Origin of the sequence: Mesorhizobium sp. B2-6-4, assembly GCF_006441495.1 — a bacterium.
Taxonomy (GTDB): domain Bacteria; phylum Pseudomonadota; class Alphaproteobacteria; order Rhizobiales; family Rhizobiaceae; genus Mesorhizobium.
In genome coordinates this window covers 1-19732 of record NZ_VFUE01000022.1, presented here as the reverse complement: position 1 = coordinate 19732, position 19732 = coordinate 1, and the positions used below count along the sequence as shown (strand labels likewise).

At 63.8% G+C, this 19732-nt stretch carries 20 protein-coding genes; 19 read left to right on the top strand and 1 reads right to left on the bottom strand.

All coding sequences use genetic code 11. The annotated features are described in order from the left end of the window. Nucleotides 1–33: 33 nt before the first annotated feature. The 12 genes from FJ426_RS25350 to FJ426_RS25295 all read left to right on the top strand — a co-directional run bounded on the left by FJ426_RS25350 (nt 34) and on the right by FJ426_RS25295 (nt 11270). A complete protein-coding gene (locus FJ426_RS25350; RefSeq protein ID WP_140561060.1) occupies nt 34–1095 on the top strand; it encodes an ABC transporter substrate-binding protein in 1062 nt (353 codons plus the stop codon). A 65-nt stretch (nt 1096–1160) separates the two neighbouring features. Further along, nucleotides 1161–2030 (top strand): ABC transporter permease, encoded by an 870-nt coding sequence (locus tag FJ426_RS25345; protein ID WP_140561059.1) that lies wholly within the window; start codon nt 1161–1163, stop codon nt 2028–2030. Next, on the top strand, nt 2030–2818 hold the full coding sequence (locus FJ426_RS25340) for an ABC transporter permease (protein WP_140499911.1): 789 nt from the start codon (nt 2030–2032) through the stop codon (nt 2816–2818). Before FJ426_RS25345 ends, FJ426_RS25340 begins: the two co-directional genes overlap by 1 nt. Beyond that, on the top strand, nt 2818–3882 hold the full coding sequence (locus tag FJ426_RS25335; RefSeq protein WP_140561058.1) for an ABC transporter ATP-binding protein: 1065 nt from the start codon (nt 2818–2820) through the stop codon (nt 3880–3882). Before FJ426_RS25340 ends, FJ426_RS25335 begins: the two co-directional genes overlap by 1 nt. 58 nt (nt 3883–3940) lie before the next feature. After that, a complete protein-coding gene (locus FJ426_RS25330; protein WP_140561057.1) occupies nt 3941–5191 on the top strand; it encodes an aconitase X in 1251 nt (416 codons plus the stop codon). Then, the gene (locus FJ426_RS25325; protein WP_140561056.1) at nt 5188–5637 is read left to right on the top strand and encodes a DUF126 domain-containing protein; all 450 of its coding nucleotides are present in this window, start codon (nt 5188–5190) and stop codon (nt 5635–5637) included. Before FJ426_RS25330 ends, FJ426_RS25325 begins: the two co-directional genes overlap by 4 nt. Nucleotides 5638–5880: 243 nt before the next feature. Then, nucleotides 5881–6477: a thioredoxin family protein gene (locus FJ426_RS25320; protein WP_140515885.1), complete on the top strand. Its 597-nt coding sequence runs from the start codon at nt 5881–5883 to the stop codon at nt 6475–6477. Between the two features lie 26 nt (nt 6478–6503). After that, entirely contained in the window at nt 6504–8129 is a 1626-nt protein-coding gene (locus FJ426_RS25315; protein WP_140561055.1) for an FAD-binding protein, read from the top strand. Further along, a complete protein-coding gene (locus FJ426_RS25310; protein WP_140561054.1) occupies nt 8126–8452 on the top strand; it encodes a ferredoxin family protein in 327 nt (108 codons plus the stop codon). Before FJ426_RS25315 ends, FJ426_RS25310 begins: the two co-directional genes overlap by 4 nt. Before the next feature lie 13 nt (nt 8453–8465). Further along, a complete protein-coding gene (locus FJ426_RS25305) occupies nt 8466–9302 on the top strand; it encodes an ABC transporter ATP-binding protein (protein ID WP_140499899.1) in 837 nt (278 codons plus the stop codon). A gap of 12 nt (nt 9303–9314) precedes the next feature. Further along, nucleotides 9315–10214 carry an ABC transporter permease gene (locus FJ426_RS25300; protein ID WP_140561053.1) on the top strand — a complete coding sequence of 300 codons (900 nt, stop codon included), beginning with the start codon at nt 9315–9317 and terminating at the stop codon, nt 10212–10214. A 36-nt stretch (nt 10215–10250) separates the two neighbouring features. Then, a complete protein-coding gene (locus FJ426_RS25295; protein ID WP_140561052.1) occupies nt 10251–11270 on the top strand; it encodes an aliphatic sulfonate ABC transporter substrate-binding protein in 1020 nt (339 codons plus the stop codon). A gap of 51 nt (nt 11271–11321) precedes the next feature. On the opposite strand, the gene FJ426_RS25290 is transcribed toward FJ426_RS25295, so the two are convergent. Beyond that, nucleotides 11322–12350, bottom strand: coding sequence for a LacI family DNA-binding transcriptional regulator (locus tag FJ426_RS25290; RefSeq protein ID WP_140561051.1), 1029 nt, complete (start codon nt 12348–12350; stop codon nt 11322–11324). Nucleotides 12351–12809: 459 nt separating this feature from the next. Here FJ426_RS25290 and FJ426_RS25285 point away from each other — a divergent pair, with 459 nt between their 5' ends. The 7 genes from FJ426_RS25285 to FJ426_RS25255 form a co-directional block, all read left to right on the top strand. Beyond that, on the top strand, nt 12810–13907 hold the full coding sequence (locus FJ426_RS25285; protein ID WP_140561050.1) for a Gfo/Idh/MocA family oxidoreductase: 1098 nt from the start codon (nt 12810–12812) through the stop codon (nt 13905–13907). Between the two features lie 42 nt (nt 13908–13949). Further along, complete coding sequence (locus FJ426_RS25280; protein WP_140561049.1) at nt 13950–14864, top strand: sugar phosphate isomerase/epimerase; 915 nt, start codon at nt 13950–13952, stop codon at nt 14862–14864. A 55-nt stretch (nt 14865–14919) separates the two neighbouring features. Continuing rightward, nucleotides 14920–15864, top strand: a complete 945-nt coding sequence (locus FJ426_RS25275) for a substrate-binding domain-containing protein (RefSeq protein ID WP_140561048.1) — start codon at nt 14920–14922, stop codon at nt 15862–15864. Nucleotides 15865–15907: 43 nt separating this feature from the next. Beyond that, on the top strand, nt 15908–16927 hold the full coding sequence (locus tag FJ426_RS25270) for an ABC transporter permease (protein ID WP_181172780.1): 1020 nt from the start codon (nt 15908–15910) through the stop codon (nt 16925–16927). 2 nt (nt 16928–16929) lie between these two features. Then, nucleotides 16930–17706, top strand: a complete 777-nt coding sequence (locus FJ426_RS25265; RefSeq protein WP_140499887.1) for an ATP-binding cassette domain-containing protein — start codon at nt 16930–16932, stop codon at nt 17704–17706. Nucleotides 17707–17710: 4 nt separating this feature from the next. Next, nucleotides 17711–18892, top strand: coding sequence for an aldose 1-epimerase family protein (locus FJ426_RS25260; RefSeq protein ID WP_140499885.1), 1182 nt, complete (start codon nt 17711–17713; stop codon nt 18890–18892). A gap of 85 nt (nt 18893–18977) precedes the next feature. Next, the coding region (locus FJ426_RS25255) for a fatty acid desaturase (RefSeq protein WP_140825567.1) at nt 18978–19732 on the top strand (755 nt) is incomplete at its 3' end.

The window sequence follows — 19732 nt, the reverse complement described above, 5'->3', positions numbered from 1 at the left end:
CGGGAAGCGGGCAAACAAAAGAGAGGAACGAACATGCGCATGCCTGACTTCACTGCCCTGCTGACGGCGACGGCCGTCTTCACCTCCGCACTTACTTTTGCCGCCAAGGCCGATGAAGTGCACGTGCTCAACTGGAAGGGCTACGGCGCCGACGAGCCATGGGCGATCGCCGCCTTCGAGAAGGCGACCGGCCATAAGGTGGTCAACGACTTCTTCAATTCCGAACAGGAAATGCTGACCAAGATCCGCACCAATCCCGGCCTCTATGACGTCGTCATGATCAACGCCGCCTTCAACGACCAGGCAATGGCTGAAAAGCTGATCCAGCCGATCGACACCTCCAAGCTGCCCAACTATGCCGACATCAGCAAGGACAAGGCGAGCTCGCCGATGCTCGACCATGACGGCAAGGTCTATGGCGTGCCGTGGGTGTGGGGCCTGACCGCCCTTGCCATCAACGAAAAGTCCTTCGACAAGCCGCCGACGTCGATCGCCGAAATGTGGAACCCCGCCCACAAGGGCCGCGTCGTCATCCGCGACGACGCCGTCGAGGCGGTGCAGTTCGGCGCCATCGCGACGGGCCAGAACATCAACGACATCAAGGATATGGACGCGGTCAAGACGAAGCTCACCTCGCTAATGCCGCAGATCAAGACCTTCTGGAGCTCGGAGAACGACTGGAACCAGATGGTGGCTTCCAACCAGATCGACATCGGCACCTATTGGAGCGGTTCGGCCGACCGCGCCAAGACGCATTTCAAGCTGCCGGTCTCGCTCGTGATCCCGCAGGAAGGCGCCGTCGCCTGGCTGGACGCCTTCTCCATCCCGGTTGGCTCCAAGAATGTCGCGGGCGCCGAAGCCTTCATCAATTACATGATCGATCCGAAATTCTATGTCGAATGGGTCACCAAGGTCGGTGCACCGGTGTCGGCCAACACCAAGGCGGTGGAAGCGTTGCCCGAGGATTCGTTCAACCGCAAGGTGATGGGTGATCCCACAGTCGCCAAGCGCATCCAGTTCCAGGCTCCGATCACCGATGCGCAGCGCAAGGCCTATCTGGCGCTCTGGCAGCAGCTCAAGGTCGACGTGAAGTAAAACCCGCGCCAGGGCCAGCCGGCGTTCGCGCCGGTTGGCCCTTCCAATCCGGGGAGGAGGATAGCATGGCAGCAGAGGGTGCGGTCGCAGTGCGCGGCGGGCTGAGGTCGGCACTGCCGCTGCTGGCGCCCGCCTATCTCTGGCTGACGCTGGCGATCTTCCTGCCGTTGTCGGCCATGGTGTTCTTCTCGTTCATGACCGACCTGCCGCTGACGGGAAAGCCGTGGGCGTTCACGCTTGGCAACTACGCCGCCTTCTTCTCGCAAAGCCTGTACCTGACACTGCTGCTTGCCTCGCTGCGCCTCGGCCTCGAGGTGACCTTGTGGTGCATCGTCATCGGCTATCCCGCGGCTTATGTACTGGCCAAGGTGCTGAAGGGGCGCAGCCGCGAGGCGATCTTCCTGCTCGTCATCCTGCCGTTCTGGTCGAACGGGCTGGTGCGCATCTTCTCCTGGGCGATGGTTTTGCGCGAAGGCGGCATTCTCGACACCGCGCTCAACGCTGTGCTGCCGTTCAAGATCAACATCGACCTCATGTATTCCTATCCGGCGATCATCATCGGACTGGTGCACTCCTATGTGCCCTACATGGTGCTGACCTGCTATCTCACTTTGCAGGCGATCGACGATTCATTGCTCGAGGCCGGACGCTCGCTCGGCGCCTCGCGGCTGCAGGTGCTGAAGCGGGTCATTGTCCCGCTATCGATGCCGGGCCTGGTGGCGGGCGCGGCCCTCATATTTGTGCCCGTCGTCGGCTCCTTCATGGAGCCGCGGATCCTCGGCGGCCGCAGCGGTACCTTTTACGGCACGGTGATCGAGGACCAGTTCGTCGCCGTGTTCAACTGGCCGCTGGGGGCCGCACTCTCCTTCATTCTGCTGGCCGTCGTGCTGATCATTCTGGCGCTGGCCGCACCGGTGCTGCGGAGGGTGGCGTGATGGCGACGACGCGTATCCTGGAGTGGCTCGGCCGCCTCTATATCGCGGTGCTGCTCGCCTTCCTGTATTTGCCCATCATTATCATGGCGCTGATGTCGTTCAACGTCTCGCCATTCTACCAGCTGCCGTTCGAGTGGACGACGGAATGGTACGCCTCGCTGTGGCAGAACGACCAGCTCATCGCCGCCACCTGGAACAGCATCGAGATCGCCGTCATCACCACGGTCATCTCGACCGTGCTCGGCTCGGCCGCGTCCCTGGCGCTCTACCGCAATGAATTCCGCGGCAAGAAATTCCTGCAGGCGCTGTTGTTCCCACCGATCGCCATTCCCTGGCTGATCACCGGCACGGCGATGCTGATCTTCTTCTTCGGCATCGGCATTGGACGCGGCCTGTTCGCCATCCTGCTCGGCCATGTCGCGCTGGCATTGCCCTATGTTATCGTCGTCGTCTCGGCCCGGCTGCAAACTTTCGCACCGGAGCTGGAAGAGGCGGCGCGCTCGCTGGGGGCCAACCAGTGGCAGGTGACGAACCGCGTTACGCTGCCCTGGATCATGCCGGGTGTGATCGCCGGCGGCTTGTTTGCGTTCGCCGTGTCCTTCGACCAATTCGTGGTGTCCTACTTCCTGGCGACGCCGGGGCAGACGACGCTGCCGGTCGAGATCTACGCCGCGATCCGCAAGGGTTTCACGCCCGAGATCAACGCGGTCTCCACCATCATAATCGTGGTGTCGATGGCGCTGATGCTGCTCACAGCACGCTTCTTCAAATTCGGCGGAGAGAAATAATGGCGGGCGTCCAGGTATCAAACGTCTCGCGCAGCTTCGGCGCGCACAAGGCGCTGGACGACGTCTCGATCGATTTCGTCGATGGCGGCTTCTACGCGCTGCTTGGGCCATCAGGCAGCGGCAAGACCACGCTGCTCAGGCAAATCGCCGGCTTCGATTTTCCCGACAGCGGCCGCATCGCCATCGGCGGCGAGAGCGTCGAGCGGGTACCGGTCGAGAAGCGGCGCATCGGCATGGTGTTCCAGAACTACGCGCTGTTCCCCAATATGAGCGTCGCCGACAATGTCGCCTTCGGCCTGTCGGTGCGCGGCGAGGCCAAGGCGGCGATTGCCACCGAGGTGCAACGCGCGCTCGACCTCGTTCAGCTCGGCTCGCTCGGCGGTCGCAAGCCGCATCAGCTCTCCGGCGGCCAGCGCCAGCGGGTCGCGCTGGCGCGCGCCATCGTCACCAAGCCACGCGTGCTTTTGCTCGACGAGCCGCTCGGCGCGCTCGACAAGGCGCTGCGCGTCGACATGCAAATCGAGCTCAAGCGCATCCAGCGCGAGATCGGCATCACAACCATTTTCGTCACCCACGACCAGGAAGAGGCGCTGACGATGAGCGACCGCATCGGTATCTTGCGCGATGGCCGGCTGGTGCAGGAAGGGCCGCCGGAGGAGATCTACGACAGGCCGAAAAGCGAATTCGCCGCCATCTTCCTCGGGGATGCCAACATCTTTCGCGGCGATACCACCGGCAACGGCATCCGCTTGGCGGACGGCACGACGATCGCCGCCGGGGCCGGCGCCAGGCTTGCCGCCGGCGCAAAGGCAAGCTGCGCCGTGCGTCCGGAGCGTATTCGGATTGCCCTGGATGCCGGCACTTCGGACGGCGATGCCAACATACTGAAGGGCCAGGTTTGCAAACGCATCTTCGCCGGCAACAACAGCACCTACTTTGTCGAGCGTGCCGGCCAGACGCTGAAGGTCATCGTCCAGAACACCGGCGCTGACAGGCTGGCGGAAGGTCAGCATGTCGTACTACGCTGGTCGCCGCAGAGCACGGTGTTGATCCCTGCGGGGTAGTTCACTGAACTGCTGGCGTTCCTTCGCGCCATAAGATCGAGTAGGGGCCAGAGCGGCAATGACGTTGGAATTGACTGCCGAGGACCAATCCATGCTCGACGGCGAGCAAGGGCCGTCGGCGGCCGCGGCCATGAAGATCCTCGTCGCCTTTTCCAAAGCCGTCGGAGCGGACAGCCTCCTCGACATTGCCGGCGCCCATATCGATGGCTGCCTCTACCATGGCACGGCAGGGCTCGATTTCGTCGAACGGCTGGTCGAGGGCGGCGGCCGCGTGCAGGTGCCGACGACGCTCAATGTCGGCTCATTCGATCTCATCCATCCCGGCATGGTGAAGATGCCGGCGGCGGAGGAAGCGCCGGCCCGGCGGCTGATGAAGGCGCATATCGAGCTCGGCTGCCAGGCGACCTTCACCTGCGCGCCCTACCAGACGCGGTTCCGGCCAGGTTTCGGGCAGCAGATCGCCTGGGGCGAATCCAACGCCATCGTGTTTGCAAATTCGGTGATCGGCGCGCGCACCAACCGCTATGGCGATTTCATCGACCTGTGCTGCGCCATGACGGGCCGCGCGCCGGCCTGGGGCCTGCATCTGAGCGAGAACCGGCGCGGCCGCATCCTGTTCGAGCTGGACTTTGCTGAGCCAGAGCCGAGCGACGCCCTGTTCGTCGGCGTCGGACTGATCATCGGGCAAGCCAGCGGCGATCGCGTTCCGGTTGTCACAGGCCTGCCACGGCCGCGCGACGAGGACCAGCTGAAGGCGCTGGGCGCGGCAGCAGCGACTACCGGCGCCGTGGCGCTGTTCCATGCGGTCGGCATCACGCCCGAAGCGGGAATGCTCGACGAGGCGTTCCATGGTCAAGCGCCGGAAGAGACGATCCGCATCACGCGCGCCGATATCGATCATGCACTGGCCAAGCTGTCGCGCGTACCCGACGGGGCGCCGCTGGCGGCCGTGTCGCTGGGCACTCCGCATTTCTCGCATGCGGAATGGATGCGCCTGCTGCCCTTGCTGCGTGCCATCGCGCCGGGCAGGGGCATCCCGATCTATGTCAACACCGGTCGCGCGACGCTGACGCGATTGCAGGAGGAGGGCGCGCTTGATGGCACACAGGCGTTCGGCCTGATCCCCGTCGCCGACACCTGCACCTATGTCACTGCGATTCTGGAACGGCTCGACGGCGTGGTGATGACTAATTCCGGCAAATGGGCGCATTACGCTCCGGGCAATATCGGCGTGACGGTTGCGTTCGCGGATATGGCGGATTGCATCCGCTCCGCCGCGGTGGGGCATGTCGTGCGGGGCGCGTCATGACCGCGCCGGTGGAACCGGGCGTCGTCCAGCGATCCGGCACCTTCCAACTGGCCGGGAGTGCCGAGGGCCGGGCGTTGGTATTCTCGCAACCGCTGAGCTTCTGGGGCGGCGTTGATGCCACGACAGGCGACATAACGGATCACTCGCATCCTGGCCTCGGCCAGAACGTCGCCGGGAAAATCCTGATCATGCCGAGCGGGCGCGGCTCCTCGTCCTCATCCTCGGTGCTGGCCGAGGCAATCCGCAGGGGCACGGCTCCGGCCGGCATCCTCCTGGAACGGCCTGACCCGATCCTGGCAGTGGGCGCCATCGTCGCGGAATTTCTCTACGGGATCAGCATGCCGCTGGTGGTCTGCGACATTGACGGCATTGTTTCCGGCGAGCGGATCGCGATCGATGTCGGCGGGGATGACAGGGCAATTGTCCGCAAGGAAACCGTTTCCTGACCAAGCTCGACGCGGACGAAGGCAGTTGCGGCTTCGCTCCCCGCCAAATCTCATTTCTTTCAAAACGGCCTTCCGTTCGAACAAACTTTTCGCCCGGCCCGAAACATTGGCACGATATTCCAAGCGGCGCGGTTGACCGGAGGCGGGTTGTCTAGCCTATAATTCTACTAAATTCATAGACTAACTTCGTCCGGCGCTGCACGGCATGGTCCGTCTGAGCGGCAGCAAGAAGGGAGCGCATCGATGCCGAAGACAGAATCCAACTCGATCGAGCTTGGCACCAAAGCGGCCGATTTCCTGCTGCCCGACGCACAAGGCGTGCTGCACCGGCTCGGCGATTTCGATGCAAAGCCCGCCTTGCTCGTCGCCTTCATCTCCAACCGCTGCCCTTTCGTCGTGCTGATCCGCGAGCAGCTTGCCGCTTTCGCCAGGGAATATGCGGGCAAGGGGCTGCAAGTGGTGGCCATCAATGCCAACGACCATGAGGCGCATCCCGAAGAGACGCTGGCCCGCATCGGCGAGGAAGTGGAGAAATTCGGCTATTCCTTCCCCTATCTCAAGGATGCCTCGCAGCAGACGGCGAAAGCCTATGGCGCGGCCTGTACACCCGACTTCTTCCTGTTCGGCGCCGACCGGCGGCTTGCCTATCATGGCCAGTTCGACGATGCGCGGCCGGGCAATGGCAAGGCGGTGACGGGTAACGACCTGCGCGCGGCGGTCGACGCGGTGCTGGAGGGCGGCAGGCCCGCCGCCGGCCAGGTGCCGTCGATCGGCTGCAACATCAAATGGAGCGCCGGCAATGAGCCGGCGTGGTTCTCGGGCGCTGCGCGCGCTGCTTAGCGCCTCGCACTCCTCGCAGAGCATCCATGTCCATGTCTCAAAGATCCGCGTCCGACAGGCTGCAACTCCAGACCGACGTGCTCGTGCTGGGCGGAGGCCCGTCCGCAGCCTGGGCGGCGGTCGCCGCTGCCGAAAGCGGCGCGCAGGTGGTGCTGGCCGACAAGGGCTATCTCGGCACCAGCGGCGCCACCGCGCCGTCCAATACGGGTACCTGGTGCGTACCGCCGGGCGACAACAGGCATGCGGTGGTCGAGCGACGCTGGCAGCGCACCGGCGAGCTTGCGGACCAGCGCTGGATGCTGCGCTGCGTCGACACGGCCTATCGCAACCTGCTCAGGCTTTCCGAGTGGGGCTATCCGTTCCCGAGCGAGGATGACGGCCGGCTCTACATCGCCAATCTGCGCGGGCCCGACTACATGCGCTTCATGCGCCGCCGTGTGCTTCTGGCTGGCGTTACCGTGCTCGACCATCATCCGGCGCTGGAACTCCTGTCGGATGGCGATGCCGTCGTAGGCGCGGCCGGTATCGGCCGGCAGGCCGGCCAGGACTGGCGCGTCGACGCCAACGCAGTGGTGCTGGCGACCGGCGGCTGCGCTTTCCGTGAGCGCATCCTCGGCGGGACTGGACTGACCGGCGACGGCTATCTGATGGCGGCGGAGGCCGGTGCCAGCCTGTCGGGCATGGAGTTTACCGGCAAATACACGTTGGCGCCCTTTGGGTCTTCGCTGAACAAGGGGCTGCCGTTCCGCTGGGCCTCATTCCATCGCGAGGATGGATCGCCGATCCTGGGCCCTACCGGTGAGCCGCTGCGCAACGGTATCGGTGACCGCGAGGACGAGGTGGCGCGCGCATTGATCGAGGGACCGGTCTATGCGCGGCTCGATCAGGCGGAGCCGGCGCTGCAAGGCTGGTTGCGCCAAGGGCAGCCGAACTGCTTCGTGCCTTATGACCGCGCCGGTGTCGACCCGTTCACCGAGCTGTTCCGCATCACCCTGCGCGCCGAAGGCACGGTGCGCGGCACCGGCGGCATCGACATCGTCTCCGACGACTGCGCCACCGGCGTGCCCGGCCTCTATGTCGCAGGCGACGCCGCCAGCCGCGAGATCATGACCGGAGCGGTATCGGGCGGCGGCGCCGTCAATTCCTCCTGGGCGCTGGCCAGCGGCTGGTGGGCGGGCAAGGGCGCCTCGACCCATTCGAAGCGTCGCGGCGGCAGGGCGTTCCGCGACACCGTCGAACCACTCGGCCAGGCCGGCCTGCGCCCGGCGGCCTCGCCGCGTGCCGACATCGCTGCAGGCGAGGTCATCGAGGCGGTGCGCAACGAGGTGACGCCGCTCGACAAAAATTTCTTCCGCAACGGCGAGAGCTTGGAGAAAAGCCGGGGGCGGCTGGAGAGTGTCTGGCGCGACGTGCGCGACCATCTGCGGGGCGAAGGGGTGGACCGGGTCCGCGCGCGCGAGGCGGCGTCGATCGTCGCCGCGGGGCGCTGGTCGGTGGCGGCCGCGCTGCATCGGACAGAAAGCCGCGGCATGCATCGGCGCACCGATCAGCCGGGCAAGAACCCGGCCCTCGCGCATCGGCTGGTCATCACCGGCGTCGACGATTTCCGCATTGCCGGGGCGCCGGTGCGCCTGGCGGAGCTGGCGTCATGATCGAGATCGTCTCGGCCGCGCGCTGCGTCGAATGCGACATCTGCGTCAAGGTGTGCCCGACCAATGTGTTCGACGCCACCAAGGACGGCGCGCCTGTGATCGCCCGTCAGGACGACTGCCAGACCTGCTTTCTCTGTGAAATCTACTGCCCGACCGACGCGCTTTACGTGGCCGAGTTCGCCGAGGGGCCGACCGGCATCACGGAAGCGCAGGTCGAGGCACGTCAACTGTTCGGCGGCTACGCCCGCGCACTCGGCTGGAAGCGCGGCAAGGCCGGCGGCTCTGAAATCGACCCGACGCACCGCATCCGCGTGGCGCAATAGGAAGCGACAGGACATGGACCGCATCGTCGTCAGCGATATCAAGAAGACCTTTCTGCTCAAGCCGGGGCAGTTCGTCACCGTCGACGGCGAGGAGACCGACCGCGTCACCGTGCTCGACGGTGTCGATCTTTCGATCCGCAAAGGCGAGTTCATCACTTTGGTCGGCCCGAGCGGCTCGGGCAAATCTGTGCTGCTCGACATCATCGGCGGGCTGACGCAGGCGAGCGGCGGCGATGTCCAGCTCGACGGCCGGCGCATCACCAGGCCGGATCCTAAGACCGGCTATGTCTTCCAACAATATGCGCTGTTTCCCTGGCGCACGGCGCTGGCCAACATCGAATACGCGCTGGAGGTGCGTGGCGTCGCCAAGGCCGAGCGCACGGTGACGGCGCGCCATTTGTTGTCGTTGTTCGGTCTTGCCGGTTTCGAGGACCGTTTCCCCAACCAGCTCTCCGGGGGCATGCAGCAGCGCGTGGCGATCGCCCGCGCCTTGGCGAGCAACCCGGAAGTGCTTTTGATGGATGAACCCTTCGCCGCACTCGACCAGCAGACGCGCGAGCTCCTGCAGGGCGAGTTGCTGCGGATCTGGGGCAAGATCAAGACAACAGTGATCTTCGTTACCCATTCGATCGACGAGGCAATCTTCCTCGCTGACCGCGTGGTGGTGATGACGGCGCGGCCGGGCGCGGTGAAGGAGATCATAGACATCGACCTGCCACGGCCGCGCGACGGGGACATCCGCGCCAGCGCCGGATTCAACGGATACCGCGGCCGCGTCTGGGACGCGCTGCGCGATGAGGTCAACAAGGCGCAAAAGGACTGGACGCTGTCGCCAGCCTTCAGTCATTGAGGAGGTAGAGCCATGGCTTATCTTACCGAAAAGTTCGGCCCTGCCGGCGCTCTTCATCTGTTTGCCGGCGCCGGCGAGACGGCGGCCGCCGCAAGAGTCCCGGCCATCACCGCCCACAGTGCCAAGGTCCGGCGCAAAGGGACGAGCCACGGGACTTTCCTTTACGGCTTGCCGCTGCTCGGCCTGTTCTTTCTCGTGTGGGAAATCGCGCCACGGCTCGGCTGGCTGAACCGCATCTTCTTTCCGCCGCTGAGCGAGGTGCTGGTCGCTTGGTGGAACCTGCTCGCCTCGGGCGTTCTGGTCGAACATATCGGCATCAGCCTGCAGCGCGCTGCGATCGGCTTCGCTTTCGGCGTGGTGGTGGCCATTCCGCTCGGCCTGCTGATGGGGCGCTACTCGCTGTTCGAGAAGGTCTCTGACCTGCTTGTGCAGACGCTGCGCAACACCTCGCAATTCGCGCTGCTTCCGGTGTTCATCCTTTTGCTCGGCATCGGCGAGGAATCGAAGGTGGCGATCACCTTCTACTCCTCGGTTTTCTTTCTGCTGGTCAACACGATCAGCGGCGTCAAGTCGGTCGATCCGCTGCTGATCAAGGCGGCGCGCTCGATGGGTACGTCCGACTTCGACCTGTTCCGGAAGGTTATCCTGCCGGCCAGCATCCCCTCTGTTGTCGCCGGCGCAAGGCTGGCGGTGAAGTCGTCGCTGTTCGCGGTGATCGGCGCCGAGATGCTGGCGGCCAAATCCGGCCTCGGTTTCCTTATTCAGAACTCGCAGTTGATGATGGAAACGGCGGACATGTATGCCGGCATCCTGACGCTGACCGTCATCGGGCTCACCGTCAACTATTTGCTCGTCTGGTTCGAGCGCTGGGCGACCGCCTGGAAAGGCCAGTCCGAGTCCTCGCTCATCTGAGCCGTTCACTCATTCCAATCAGCAAGGATTTTCCTCATGTCCAACATTGCATTCGACGGATTTCGCCGGCTGCTCCTGAAGGGCGCCATTGCCGTCGTCATCGGCCTTGGCGGCATGCCCGCCTTCGCGCAGGACAAGCCCGAATTCATCCGCATCGGCAGCACCGCGCCGGGGCACCTCAAATTCGTCCTCGCACAGAAGGACGGCTGGTGGGAAAAGGAGTTCGCCAAGGACGGCATCAAGGTCGAACTTGTCACCTTCAATGGCGGCTCCGAGGCGACGACGGCGCTTGCGACAGGCGCCATCGAATTCACCTATACCGGCAACAATCCCGCGTTGCGCGTCGCCGCCTCCGGCGCCGATGTCAAGCTGATTGGCCTGTCGAGCTATGTGCGGTCGGGCGGCTCGTATATCGTGGTCAAATCCGACTCTCCACTGAAGACGCTGCAGGACCTCAAAGGCAAGAAGGTCGCCTATCTCACCGGTACGGTGCGGCACTCGAATTTCAGCAAGGCGCTGAACAGCGTCGGCCTGACGACCGGTGATGTCGAGGGATTGAACCTGCCTTTCGAGGCATCCGGCCCGGCACTGCTGCGCGGCGACATCGACGCCCTCGTCGAAACGGATTCGACCGCGGCCAAGCTGGTCGACACCGGCGAGGCACGGGTGCTCTTCGACACCAGCACCCATCCGGAATGGAACGTGCCGAACGTTATTTCGGTCAACGGTGCCTTCGCGGCGAAATATCCCGACCTGGTCAAGCGGCTGCTGAAGGTCGACATCGAGATTTCGCGCTGGGCCGATGCCCATCCCGACGAGACGATCAAGACATTCGTCGAGGCGACCAAGTCGTCGGAGAAATCGGTACGCAAGACCTATGCGGACGGCGTTTTCCACCAGGATCCGAGGCTGACCGACGATGCGATCGAGGCGCTCAAGGGCGAAGAGAAATTCATGGCCGGTGCCGGGCTTTTGAAGGGCTCGATCGACTACGGCAAATGGATCGACAAGAGCTTTGTCGACGCGGCCGGCGCGGAAGTCGCGGCCGTCCAGTAGCGGGCGTGCTGAACGGGCAGGGGTTCCGGCGCCGCTCCATTTCAGAGAGTGTCAGATCTCCGGGATGTTCTCCTTGAAGATCACCTGGAGCCTCGGCTGGTGCAATTCGTAAGGCAGTCTCCGGACCGCATGGGTCAAGGTGTTGAGCGCTTCGCGCGCTTCGACGCGCGGGTTCTGGTCGATGACCGCGTCGAGCGTGCCGTCGAGCAGAAGCTCCTTGGTGCCTTCGGTTACCTCATGGCCGAGGAAAACCATCGATATCGCACGGCCGCGCTCCTTGAGCGCGCGGGCAATGCCGGTGTTGCCCGCGCCGACATTGTAGATCGCGGCCAGGTCGGGGTGCCGCTCCAGAAGGGCTGATGCCTCCGAATAGGCCTTTTCGCGGTCGTCAAGCATCTCGCGCATTTCGACGATCTCCAGATTGGGCGATTCCTCGGCCAATATGTGCCGGAATCCCATCTCGCGTTCCTCATGGCCGCGATAGGAGAGCGAGCCGGCGAACAGCGCCACCTTGCCAGGACGTTCCGAGCCCATGAAACGGTTGAGCAGGTAGCCGGCCAGCCGCCCGGCGGCGCGGTTGTCGATGCCGATATACGCGACCCTTGGCACATGCAGGATGTCGGAGGCGATTGTCACCACCTTGACGTCGTTGGCCGACAGCGAGCGGATGGCCTCGCGCACCGTTGGATGGTCGAGCGCGATGACCCCAACGCCCTGCGTCTGGCCGCGCAGATCCTGCAAAAGGCGTGCGAGCCGGTCGGGATTGAAACCCTCAATGGTGGCGATATGGACATCGAGATCCGGCCGCGCCAAGGCTTGGGCTTCGATGTGGCGATGCAGCATCTTGATGAAGGAATTGGTGCCGGCCGGCAGCGCGAAGTCGAGCCGGATGACATCGCCGGACAAGGGCTTGAGAGGCGCCCCGTTCGCGCCTTCGGCGATGTAGCCAAGACGCCGCGCCATTTCGAGCACGATTTCGCGCGTGCGCGCCCGCACCCCCGGACGGTTGTTGAGAACACGGTCGACGGTGGCGGCGGAAACGCCGGCTTGCCGGGCTATGTCAGTCAGGGTGGAACGCACCGTCTTTCATCTCCTCAATGCATCAGGATCACGCAATGCCGACCGCCGGCCGGGTGGCGACTGCTCTTCGCCATCCGCGATTCTGATGGGAAATGATGTATCCGGCCTTGGCCGATGCGCAAGCAGCCAGGCTAAATCAGATCGCCCGGCAGGATCGCGTCGGCATGGGAAAATAGATTTCCCATCAAATCGAGGCATCAGGAGCGGTGTATGGATTCCGGTATGACGCATTCCTTCGCCTTTCTGCTAGATTGTGAGGTGTTTTGATTATTCATGATGTTGACAGCCTTCCGTGACTGCCGTCAATATCCCTCATGGGCTCGTGGAGGAAACATTGGCCCCGAGGGAGGGAATTCCAATGCCTGATCCGATCCGCATGCCGCGGCTCCGGTTGCCAGCATCTGGAGGCGCGTTGGCGAGATGACGACGGCCGCGAAGACAGAATTCTGGGAGGAAGAGATGGCAGGCAAAGGCTTCGAGCCGGACGTGAAGGTTCGGACCAGGGAATTCAAGATCGGCTGCGTCGGCGCCGGCATGATCATGGCCGAATGCCATCTCGCGGCCTATAAGGAAGCAGGCTTTCCTGTCGTGGCGATCGCTTCGCGTACAAGGGCGAATGCGCAGAAGGTCGCCACGCGCTGGGGCATTCCGACCGTCCACGACACGCCGGAACGACTAATCGAGGATCCGCAAGTCGAGATCATCGACCTGGCTTTCCCGCCGGACCAGCAGCCGGCGCTGATCCGCCACGCGCTGGAGCAGAAGCACATCAAGGCGATCCTGGCGCAGAAGCCGCTGGCGCTGTCGGTCGAGGAAGCGGTGAAGCTGCGCGACGAGGCGGCGAAGGCGGGCAAGATCCTCTCGGTCAACCAGAACATGCGCTACGACCAGTCGATGCGCGTGCTGAAGCAGATCATCGACAGCGGCGCGCTCGGCGAGGTCGTCTTCGCGCAGATCGACATGCATGCGATCCCGCACTGGCAAGGCTTCCTCGAGGAGTACGACCGGCTGACGCTGGCCAATATGAGCGTGCATCATCTCGACGTGCTGCGTTTCCTGTTCGGCGATCCCGATGAGATCACCACGCTGACGCGCAAGGACCCGCGCACGACTTTCGAACACACCGACGGCATCACCGTCTCGACGCTGCGCTTCCCGTCCGGCGTGCTTGCCGTGTCGCTCGAGGATGTCTGGTCCGGTCCGCGGCAAGAAGGCTACAAGGACGACCAGCACATCAACTGGCGCGTCGACGGCACCAAGGGCGTCGCCAAGGGCACGATCGGCTGGCCGACCGGTGCGGCCTCGACGCTCACCTATGCCTCGGCCGAGACGACGGATGGCGAGTGGGTGAGCCCAAGCTGGGACACGATGTGGTTCCCGCATGCTTTCATCGGCGTGATGGAACAACTCCAGCACGCCGTGAAGACAGGCACGCCACCGGCGCTTTCCGTCGCCGACAACGTCAAGACCATGGCGCTGGTAGAGGCGGGCTATCGCTCGATCGCTTCGGGCCGCACGGTCAAGCTTTCCGAAATCTCGACAAACCCGATCAATTGAAATCACTGGTAACTGAATCGCTTACAGGGAGGAATTCACACCATGATGCAGGCAGGTATTTTCACGGGCTATTTCCCGTACGGCCTCGAAGAGACGGCGAAGAAGATCCGCGGGCTCGGTTTCAACACGGTGCAGCTCGACCTGCATTTCAGGGATATCGACCTGTCGGCCGGGCAGATCACCAAGGACAAGGCCAAGACCGTGCGCGATGTCTTCCGCGACCACAACCTGCCGGTCTGCTGCGTGTCGGGCTACACCAACATCATCCATCCCGACAAGGCAGAGCGCGACAAGCGCGTCGGCTACCTCAAGGAGATCATCCGCAACGCCCGCCATTTCGGCTCGCCCTACGTGATCTCGGAAACCGGCACCTACAACACCGAATCCGACTGGGTGCACCACCCCAAGAACAAGACCGAGGAGGGGTTCGAGGAATGCCGCAAGGTGATATCAGATCTTGCCCAGACGGCCTATGACCATGGCGCGGTCTTCCTGCTCGAAACCTATGTCAACAACGTCGTCGGCTCGGTCGAGGAGACGGTCAAGATGTTCGCGCAGGTCGACCATCCCGGCCTGGGCCTCTTGATGGACCCGACCAACTACTTCGAGACGCACAACATCGACAGGATGGACCAGATCCTGAACCAGGTGTTCGACACGTTGACGGACAAAATCAAGATAGCGCATGCCAAGGACGTCAAGCGCTCGGGCAGCGACAAGTCGGAAAAGCACGCCGACATCGGCGATGAGGATGCCATGGAAAGCCACACCTTCCGCGGCGTCGGCGAGATCGAACTGCCGGCGCCCGGCCTCGGCTCGCTCAACTACGACCTTTATCTTCAGCGACTTGCCGAGAAGCACCCGAACATTCCGGTCATCATCGAGCACCTGTCGGAAGACGACGTGCCGCGCGCCAAGACATTCCTCGACGGGAAGTTCCGCGCCAACGGCCTGTGACGGCCGGCCGCGCCGCCTGTGCATGGCGGCACGGCTCCAAACAAGGAGGAAAGCAATGTTGAAATTTGCATTGAAATTGGCGGCCGCCGCGACTGTGCTTGCCGGCATCGCGTTCGGGTCGGCCGCGCAGGCACAGGACGGCCAGAAGACCTTTTATCTGCTGTCGCATGGCGGTCCGTCGGACGCTTTCTGGATCGACTGGAACGCCGGCGCTACCAAGGCCTGCGACCAGCTCAAGGTGACCTGCAAGATCTCCTTCAGCGGCGGCGACATGGCGGCGCAGAAGGAAGCCTTCAATTCCGCGCTTGCCGCCAAGCCCGACGGCATTGCCACCACCTCGGCGCAGCCCGGCCTGTGGACCGAGGAGGTCAAGGCCGCGAAGGCCGCCGGCATCCCGATCGTGTTCTTCAACACCGACGACCCGGCGACGGGGCGGCAGGCCTATGTCGGCGCCGACCTGAAGGAGGCAGGGGCGATCTGGGCAAAGTATCTTGTCGACCACAAGATGGTGAAGCAGGGCGACAAGGTCTTCCTGCCGGTCGAAGTCCCCGGCGCCAGCTATCAGCAGCTCGAGACCGAAGGCATCGCCAGCGTCTTTGATCCGCTCGGCATCAAGTACGACGTGGTTGATTGCGGCACCGATCCGGCCGGCATCATCGCCAAGATGACCGACTATATGGTTGCCAACAATCCGCCGGCGATCATCGCGCTCGGCGATTCCGTGGCGGCCAGCGTCAAGCGGGTCTTCGACGGCGCCGGCGTGCCGGCCGGCAAGATCCCGGTCGTCGGCTGGGGCAATTCGAAGGAGACGGCGCAAGCCGTCAAGGACGGTTTCGTCAACGCGGCCGCCTGGCAGTACCCATCGGCACAGGGCTTCATGCCGGTGGCGCTGCTCGGGCTTGCCGCCTCGGGCGAGCCGATCGGCTACGACATCCATACCTTCGGTCTCTACGACGCGTCGAGCGTCGAGCCGATCCTCAAACTCTACGACAAGAAGTGAAAATGGACGCCCGCCGCGCCGGCGGCGGGCGCCTGCAAACAGCATGGTTCAGAACGTCATGGCAGTCACCGCGGAAGAGGGCGCAGCAAGCGCCAGGAGCAGGTCGAGGCTGATGCGCTCGCCGCAATTTTCCTCGTTCATCATCCTCGTCGTCCTTCTCGTGGTGTTCGCGGTCGCGGACGGCAATTTCCTGTCGCCGCTCAACATCTCCAACATGATGGCGTTCCTGCCCGAGCTCGGCATCATCGCGCTCGGCATGACGCTGCTTCTGACGGCCGGCGAGTTCGACCTGTCGGTCGGTGCCGTATTCGGCCTGGCGCCAGTGGTCGTGATGCTTCTGGTGCAGAACGGCGGGGTGGATATCGGCGTCGCCCTTCTGGCTGGACTTTTACTGTGCATCGCGATTGGGGCGATCAATGGGGTGATCGTCACCAAGATCGGCATCTCGTCATTCCTGGTGACCCTGTCCATGCTGCTGATCGTGCGCGGCGCGGCCCTCTACATCACGCAGGGTTTCCCGCTGAAGTCGTGGGACCAGCCTGGCTTCTTCGTGACGCTGCTTGCCGGCAGCTTCAATATCGGCTCGTTCCGCTTCTACACCTCGCTGTGGTGGTTCGTCGGCCTGTCGTTGCTGGCAATCTACGTCCTGCGCTATGCCAAGCTCGGCAACTGGATCAGCGCCATCGGTTCCAACCGCAACGCGGCAGTGGCCCGCGGCGTGCCGGCGGACGCCGTCAAGATATGGCTGTTCATCGCCACCTCGGTGCTGGCCGGGCTTGCCGGCATGATCAGCGCCTTTCGTATTTCGGCCGCTTCGCCGGTGGCCGGCACAGGCTATGAGCTCGAAGTGATCGCCATGGTGGTGGTTGGCGGCACGGCGCTGACCGGCGGACGCGGCACCATCCTGGGCACCATCGTCGGCGCGCTGATGCTGCGCGCCATCCGTAACGGCATCGTGCTCGTCGGCGTGCCCGGCCTCGCCTACAACATCTTCGTCGGCGTGATCATCCTCGCCATGCTCATCCTGCATGCTTTGCTGCAGAAAAACGCGGCAAGGAGCTGACTATGATGCAAGAAGTGCTTCGGCTGCAGAACCTGCAAAAATCCTTCGGCAGCGTGCGCGCGCTGAAGAATGCCTCGCTGACGCTGAGAGAAGGCGAGATAGTGGCCCTGCTCGGCGACAATGGCGCCGGCAAATCGACGCTGATCAAGGCGATCTCCGGCGTCTTCCCGGTCGATCGCGGTGACATCTATGTGCGCGGGCAGAAGGTTTCGATCCGCTCGACGCGCGACGCGATGGATCTCGGCATCGAGACCATCCACCAAGATACGTCGCTGGCGCCGGATCTCAGTATCGCGCGCAACCTCTTCCTCGGCCGCGAACCGGTCAATTTCAAATGGTTGGGCGTGTTTGCGCCGCTCGATCTCGCCAAGCTGCGCGATGCTGCCTCCTCCCTGCTGAAGCGCGTCGGCATCTCGAAGAAACTCGACGCCGACGCGCTGGTCTCAACGCTGTCGGGCGGCGAGCGCCAGTCGATCGCCATTTCGCGGGCCATGCAGTTCGCCGCCAAGGTGATCATCCTCGACGAGCCGACCAACAATCTCGGCGTCGAGGAAACCCATGGCGTGCTGCGCTTCGTCAAGGAGATGCGTCAGGCCGGCCATTCGGTGCTGCTCATCACCCACAACATCCATCACGTGTTCGAGGTTGCCGACCGCATCATCGTCATGCGCCGCGGCGAGATCGTTGCCGAGCAGACGGTCGCCGATACCGATCTGCTGACCGTGGAAAGCATCATCACCGGCGCCGACCTGTCGGCTCTGATGAAGAGGGCGCAGTGACGGCATGGTAGAGCTTTACGGCAAGACGCTCTCGCGCCGGCAGGTCTCGGAACGCTCCGGCATGCTGTCGCAGTTCGCCGGCGTGCGGCTGATGACGCTCGGCGACGGGGTGGAGCGCGGTGTCCGCATGCTGGAGTTCCGCACCGGCTCCGGCCTGCGCTTCACCGCACTCGTCGACCGCGCGCTCGACATCGCCGATTGCGACTTCAAGGGCCAGGCGATCGGCTGGCACTCGCCGGGCGGTTTTCGCAACCCCGGTCTTCACGACTATGAGGGGGAAGGGGGGCTGGCCTGGGCGCGCTCCTTTTCCGGTTTGCTGGTCACCTGCGGCCTCGACCATATACTGGGTCGGGAAGAGGTGCCGGCCGAGAACTACAACTATCCCGGCAAGAAGACCGTGATCCATTCGCTGCATGGCCGTGTCGGCACCATCCCGGCGCGGCTGACCGGCTACGGTGAGGCGTGGGACGGCGACCGCTGCGTGCTGTGGGCCGAAGGCATCGTCCAGCAATCGGCGGTATTCGGCGAGGATCTGCATCTGATCCGGCGGATCGAGGCGGATGTCGGCGGCAACGAGATCCGGCTGTCCGACCGCGTCGTGAACCATGGCTTCAATCGCACGCCGCATATGTATTTCTACCATGTGAATGTCAGTCATCCCCTGCTTGACGAGGGCTCACGCTACCTCGCGCCAATCCGCGACGTGGTGTGGGCCGGCCATGCCGGCGAGCGCTATGAGGCGCAGAAGGTCGGCTACCGCACCGTGCCGGAACCGCGAATGGGGTTCAGCGAACAGGTCTGGCAGCATGAAATGGACGCCGATGGAAAGGGCGAGGTACCAGTGGCGGTGGTCAACGACCGGCTCGGCCTCGGCTTCGAAATGGTGACGCGGAAAGACCAGCTGCCTTGCGCCTATCAATGGCAGAATTTCCAGGCCGGACACTATGCGCTGGGCATCGAGCCATCGACGCATCATGTGCTCGGCGATCTCGCCGCGCGCGAACGCGGCGAGATGATCTGGCTGGAGCATGACGAAGGCCGCGCCTACGATGCCGTGTTCCGGGTCCTGGACGGCAGGGAAGCGATCGCCGGCGCCGAAGCCAGGATTGCGGCGATCGCCCGCCAGCCCGAACAGGATTATCCTCGGCCTTCCGGCAATTTCCGGAGACTGGCGGGCCCGGCATGAGCGCGACATGTATTCAAAGCAAGCCCTCCGGCCGGCGGACCGGATTGCGAGCGGTGCGAGAAGTTTGGAGGCCCGTGTGAAGACGATGGCAAAAAAGCGGGATTACAGCCTGGTCGGTGAAAGCACCAGAGCCGCGATCGAGACCGGCCTGGCCTCCGCCGAATGGTACCACACCGATGTCCCCCGCAAGGTGATGAAGGAGCTGATGCAGCGTTCCGACGGGCCGGCGATCCGCGACACCATCATCTGGGTTGTTGCGATCCTGGCCTCGGCCGCCGGCATCATATGGTTCTGGGGCTCATGGTGGGTGGTGCCGTTCCTATTCATCTACGGCGTGCTCTACGGCTCGTCTAGCGACTCGCGCTGGCACGAATGCGGCCATGGCACGGCCTTCCGCACGCGCTGGATGAACGATGTCGTGTACCACATCGCCTCCTTCATGCTGATGCGCAATCCAGTGCAGTGGCGCTGGAGCCATGCCCGCCACCACACCGACACCATCATCGTCGGCCGCGATGCCGAGATCGCCGTCATGCGGCCGCCGGACCTGTTGAAGGCGGCGCTGGCCTTCACCGGCATCCTCGATTTCCGCTACTCGCTGCCGACGCTCGTGCGCCAGGCGTTCGGCAAGCTGTCCGACGAGGAAAAGAGCTATGTTCCGGAAATGGAATGGGCAAAGGCCGTGACGGCCGCGCGGTGGCATGTTGCCGTGTACATTGCGACGATCGCTGTCGCGGTCGTCCTCAGGTCATGGATACCGGTGGTGCTGATTGGGTTGCCGCGCCTCTACGGCACCTGGCACATGGTGACCACCGGCCTGCTGCAGCATATCGGGCTGGC

What these genes read in the sequence shown, in the direction of transcription:
- FJ426_RS25265 (WP_140499887.1), top strand. Translation starts at nt 16,930, where the DNA reads ATGATGCAAGAAGTGCTTCGGCTGCAGAACCTGCAAAAATCCTTCGGC.
- FJ426_RS25270 (WP_181172780.1), top strand. Translation starts at nt 15,908, where the DNA reads ATGGTTCAGAACGTCATGGCAGTCACCGCGGAAGAGGGCGCAGCAAGC.
- FJ426_RS25275 (WP_140561048.1), top strand. Translation starts at nt 14,920, where the DNA reads ATGTTGAAATTTGCATTGAAATTGGCGGCCGCCGCGACTGTGCTTGCC.
- FJ426_RS25320 (WP_140515885.1), top strand. Translation starts at nt 5,881, where the DNA reads ATGCCGAAGACAGAATCCAACTCGATCGAGCTTGGCACCAAAGCGGCC.
- FJ426_RS25300 (WP_140561053.1), top strand. Translation starts at nt 9,315, where the DNA reads ATGGCTTATCTTACCGAAAAGTTCGGCCCTGCCGGCGCTCTTCATCTG.
- FJ426_RS25280 (WP_140561049.1), top strand. Translation starts at nt 13,950, where the DNA reads ATGATGCAGGCAGGTATTTTCACGGGCTATTTCCCGTACGGCCTCGAA.
- FJ426_RS25260 (WP_140499885.1), top strand. Translation starts at nt 17,711, where the DNA reads ATGGTAGAGCTTTACGGCAAGACGCTCTCGCGCCGGCAGGTCTCGGAA.
- FJ426_RS25315 (WP_140561055.1), top strand. Translation starts at nt 6,504, where the DNA reads ATGTCCATGTCTCAAAGATCCGCGTCCGACAGGCTGCAACTCCAGACC.
- FJ426_RS25335 (WP_140561058.1), top strand. Translation starts at nt 2,818, where the DNA reads ATGGCGGGCGTCCAGGTATCAAACGTCTCGCGCAGCTTCGGCGCGCAC.
- FJ426_RS25330 (WP_140561057.1), top strand. Translation starts at nt 3,941, where the DNA reads ATGACGTTGGAATTGACTGCCGAGGACCAATCCATGCTCGACGGCGAG.
- FJ426_RS25305 (WP_140499899.1), top strand. Translation starts at nt 8,466, where the DNA reads ATGGACCGCATCGTCGTCAGCGATATCAAGAAGACCTTTCTGCTCAAG.
- FJ426_RS25310 (WP_140561054.1), top strand. Translation starts at nt 8,126, where the DNA reads ATGATCGAGATCGTCTCGGCCGCGCGCTGCGTCGAATGCGACATCTGC.
- FJ426_RS25285 (WP_140561050.1), top strand. Translation starts at nt 12,810, where the DNA reads ATGGCAGGCAAAGGCTTCGAGCCGGACGTGAAGGTTCGGACCAGGGAA.
- FJ426_RS25345 (WP_140561059.1), top strand. Translation starts at nt 1,161, where the DNA reads ATGGCAGCAGAGGGTGCGGTCGCAGTGCGCGGCGGGCTGAGGTCGGCA.
- FJ426_RS25325 (WP_140561056.1), top strand. Translation starts at nt 5,188, where the DNA reads ATGACCGCGCCGGTGGAACCGGGCGTCGTCCAGCGATCCGGCACCTTC.
- FJ426_RS25295 (WP_140561052.1), top strand. Translation starts at nt 10,251, where the DNA reads ATGTCCAACATTGCATTCGACGGATTTCGCCGGCTGCTCCTGAAGGGC.
- FJ426_RS25340 (WP_140499911.1), top strand. Translation starts at nt 2,030, where the DNA reads ATGGCGACGACGCGTATCCTGGAGTGGCTCGGCCGCCTCTATATCGCG.
- FJ426_RS25350 (WP_140561060.1), top strand. Translation starts at nt 34, where the DNA reads ATGCGCATGCCTGACTTCACTGCCCTGCTGACGGCGACGGCCGTCTTC.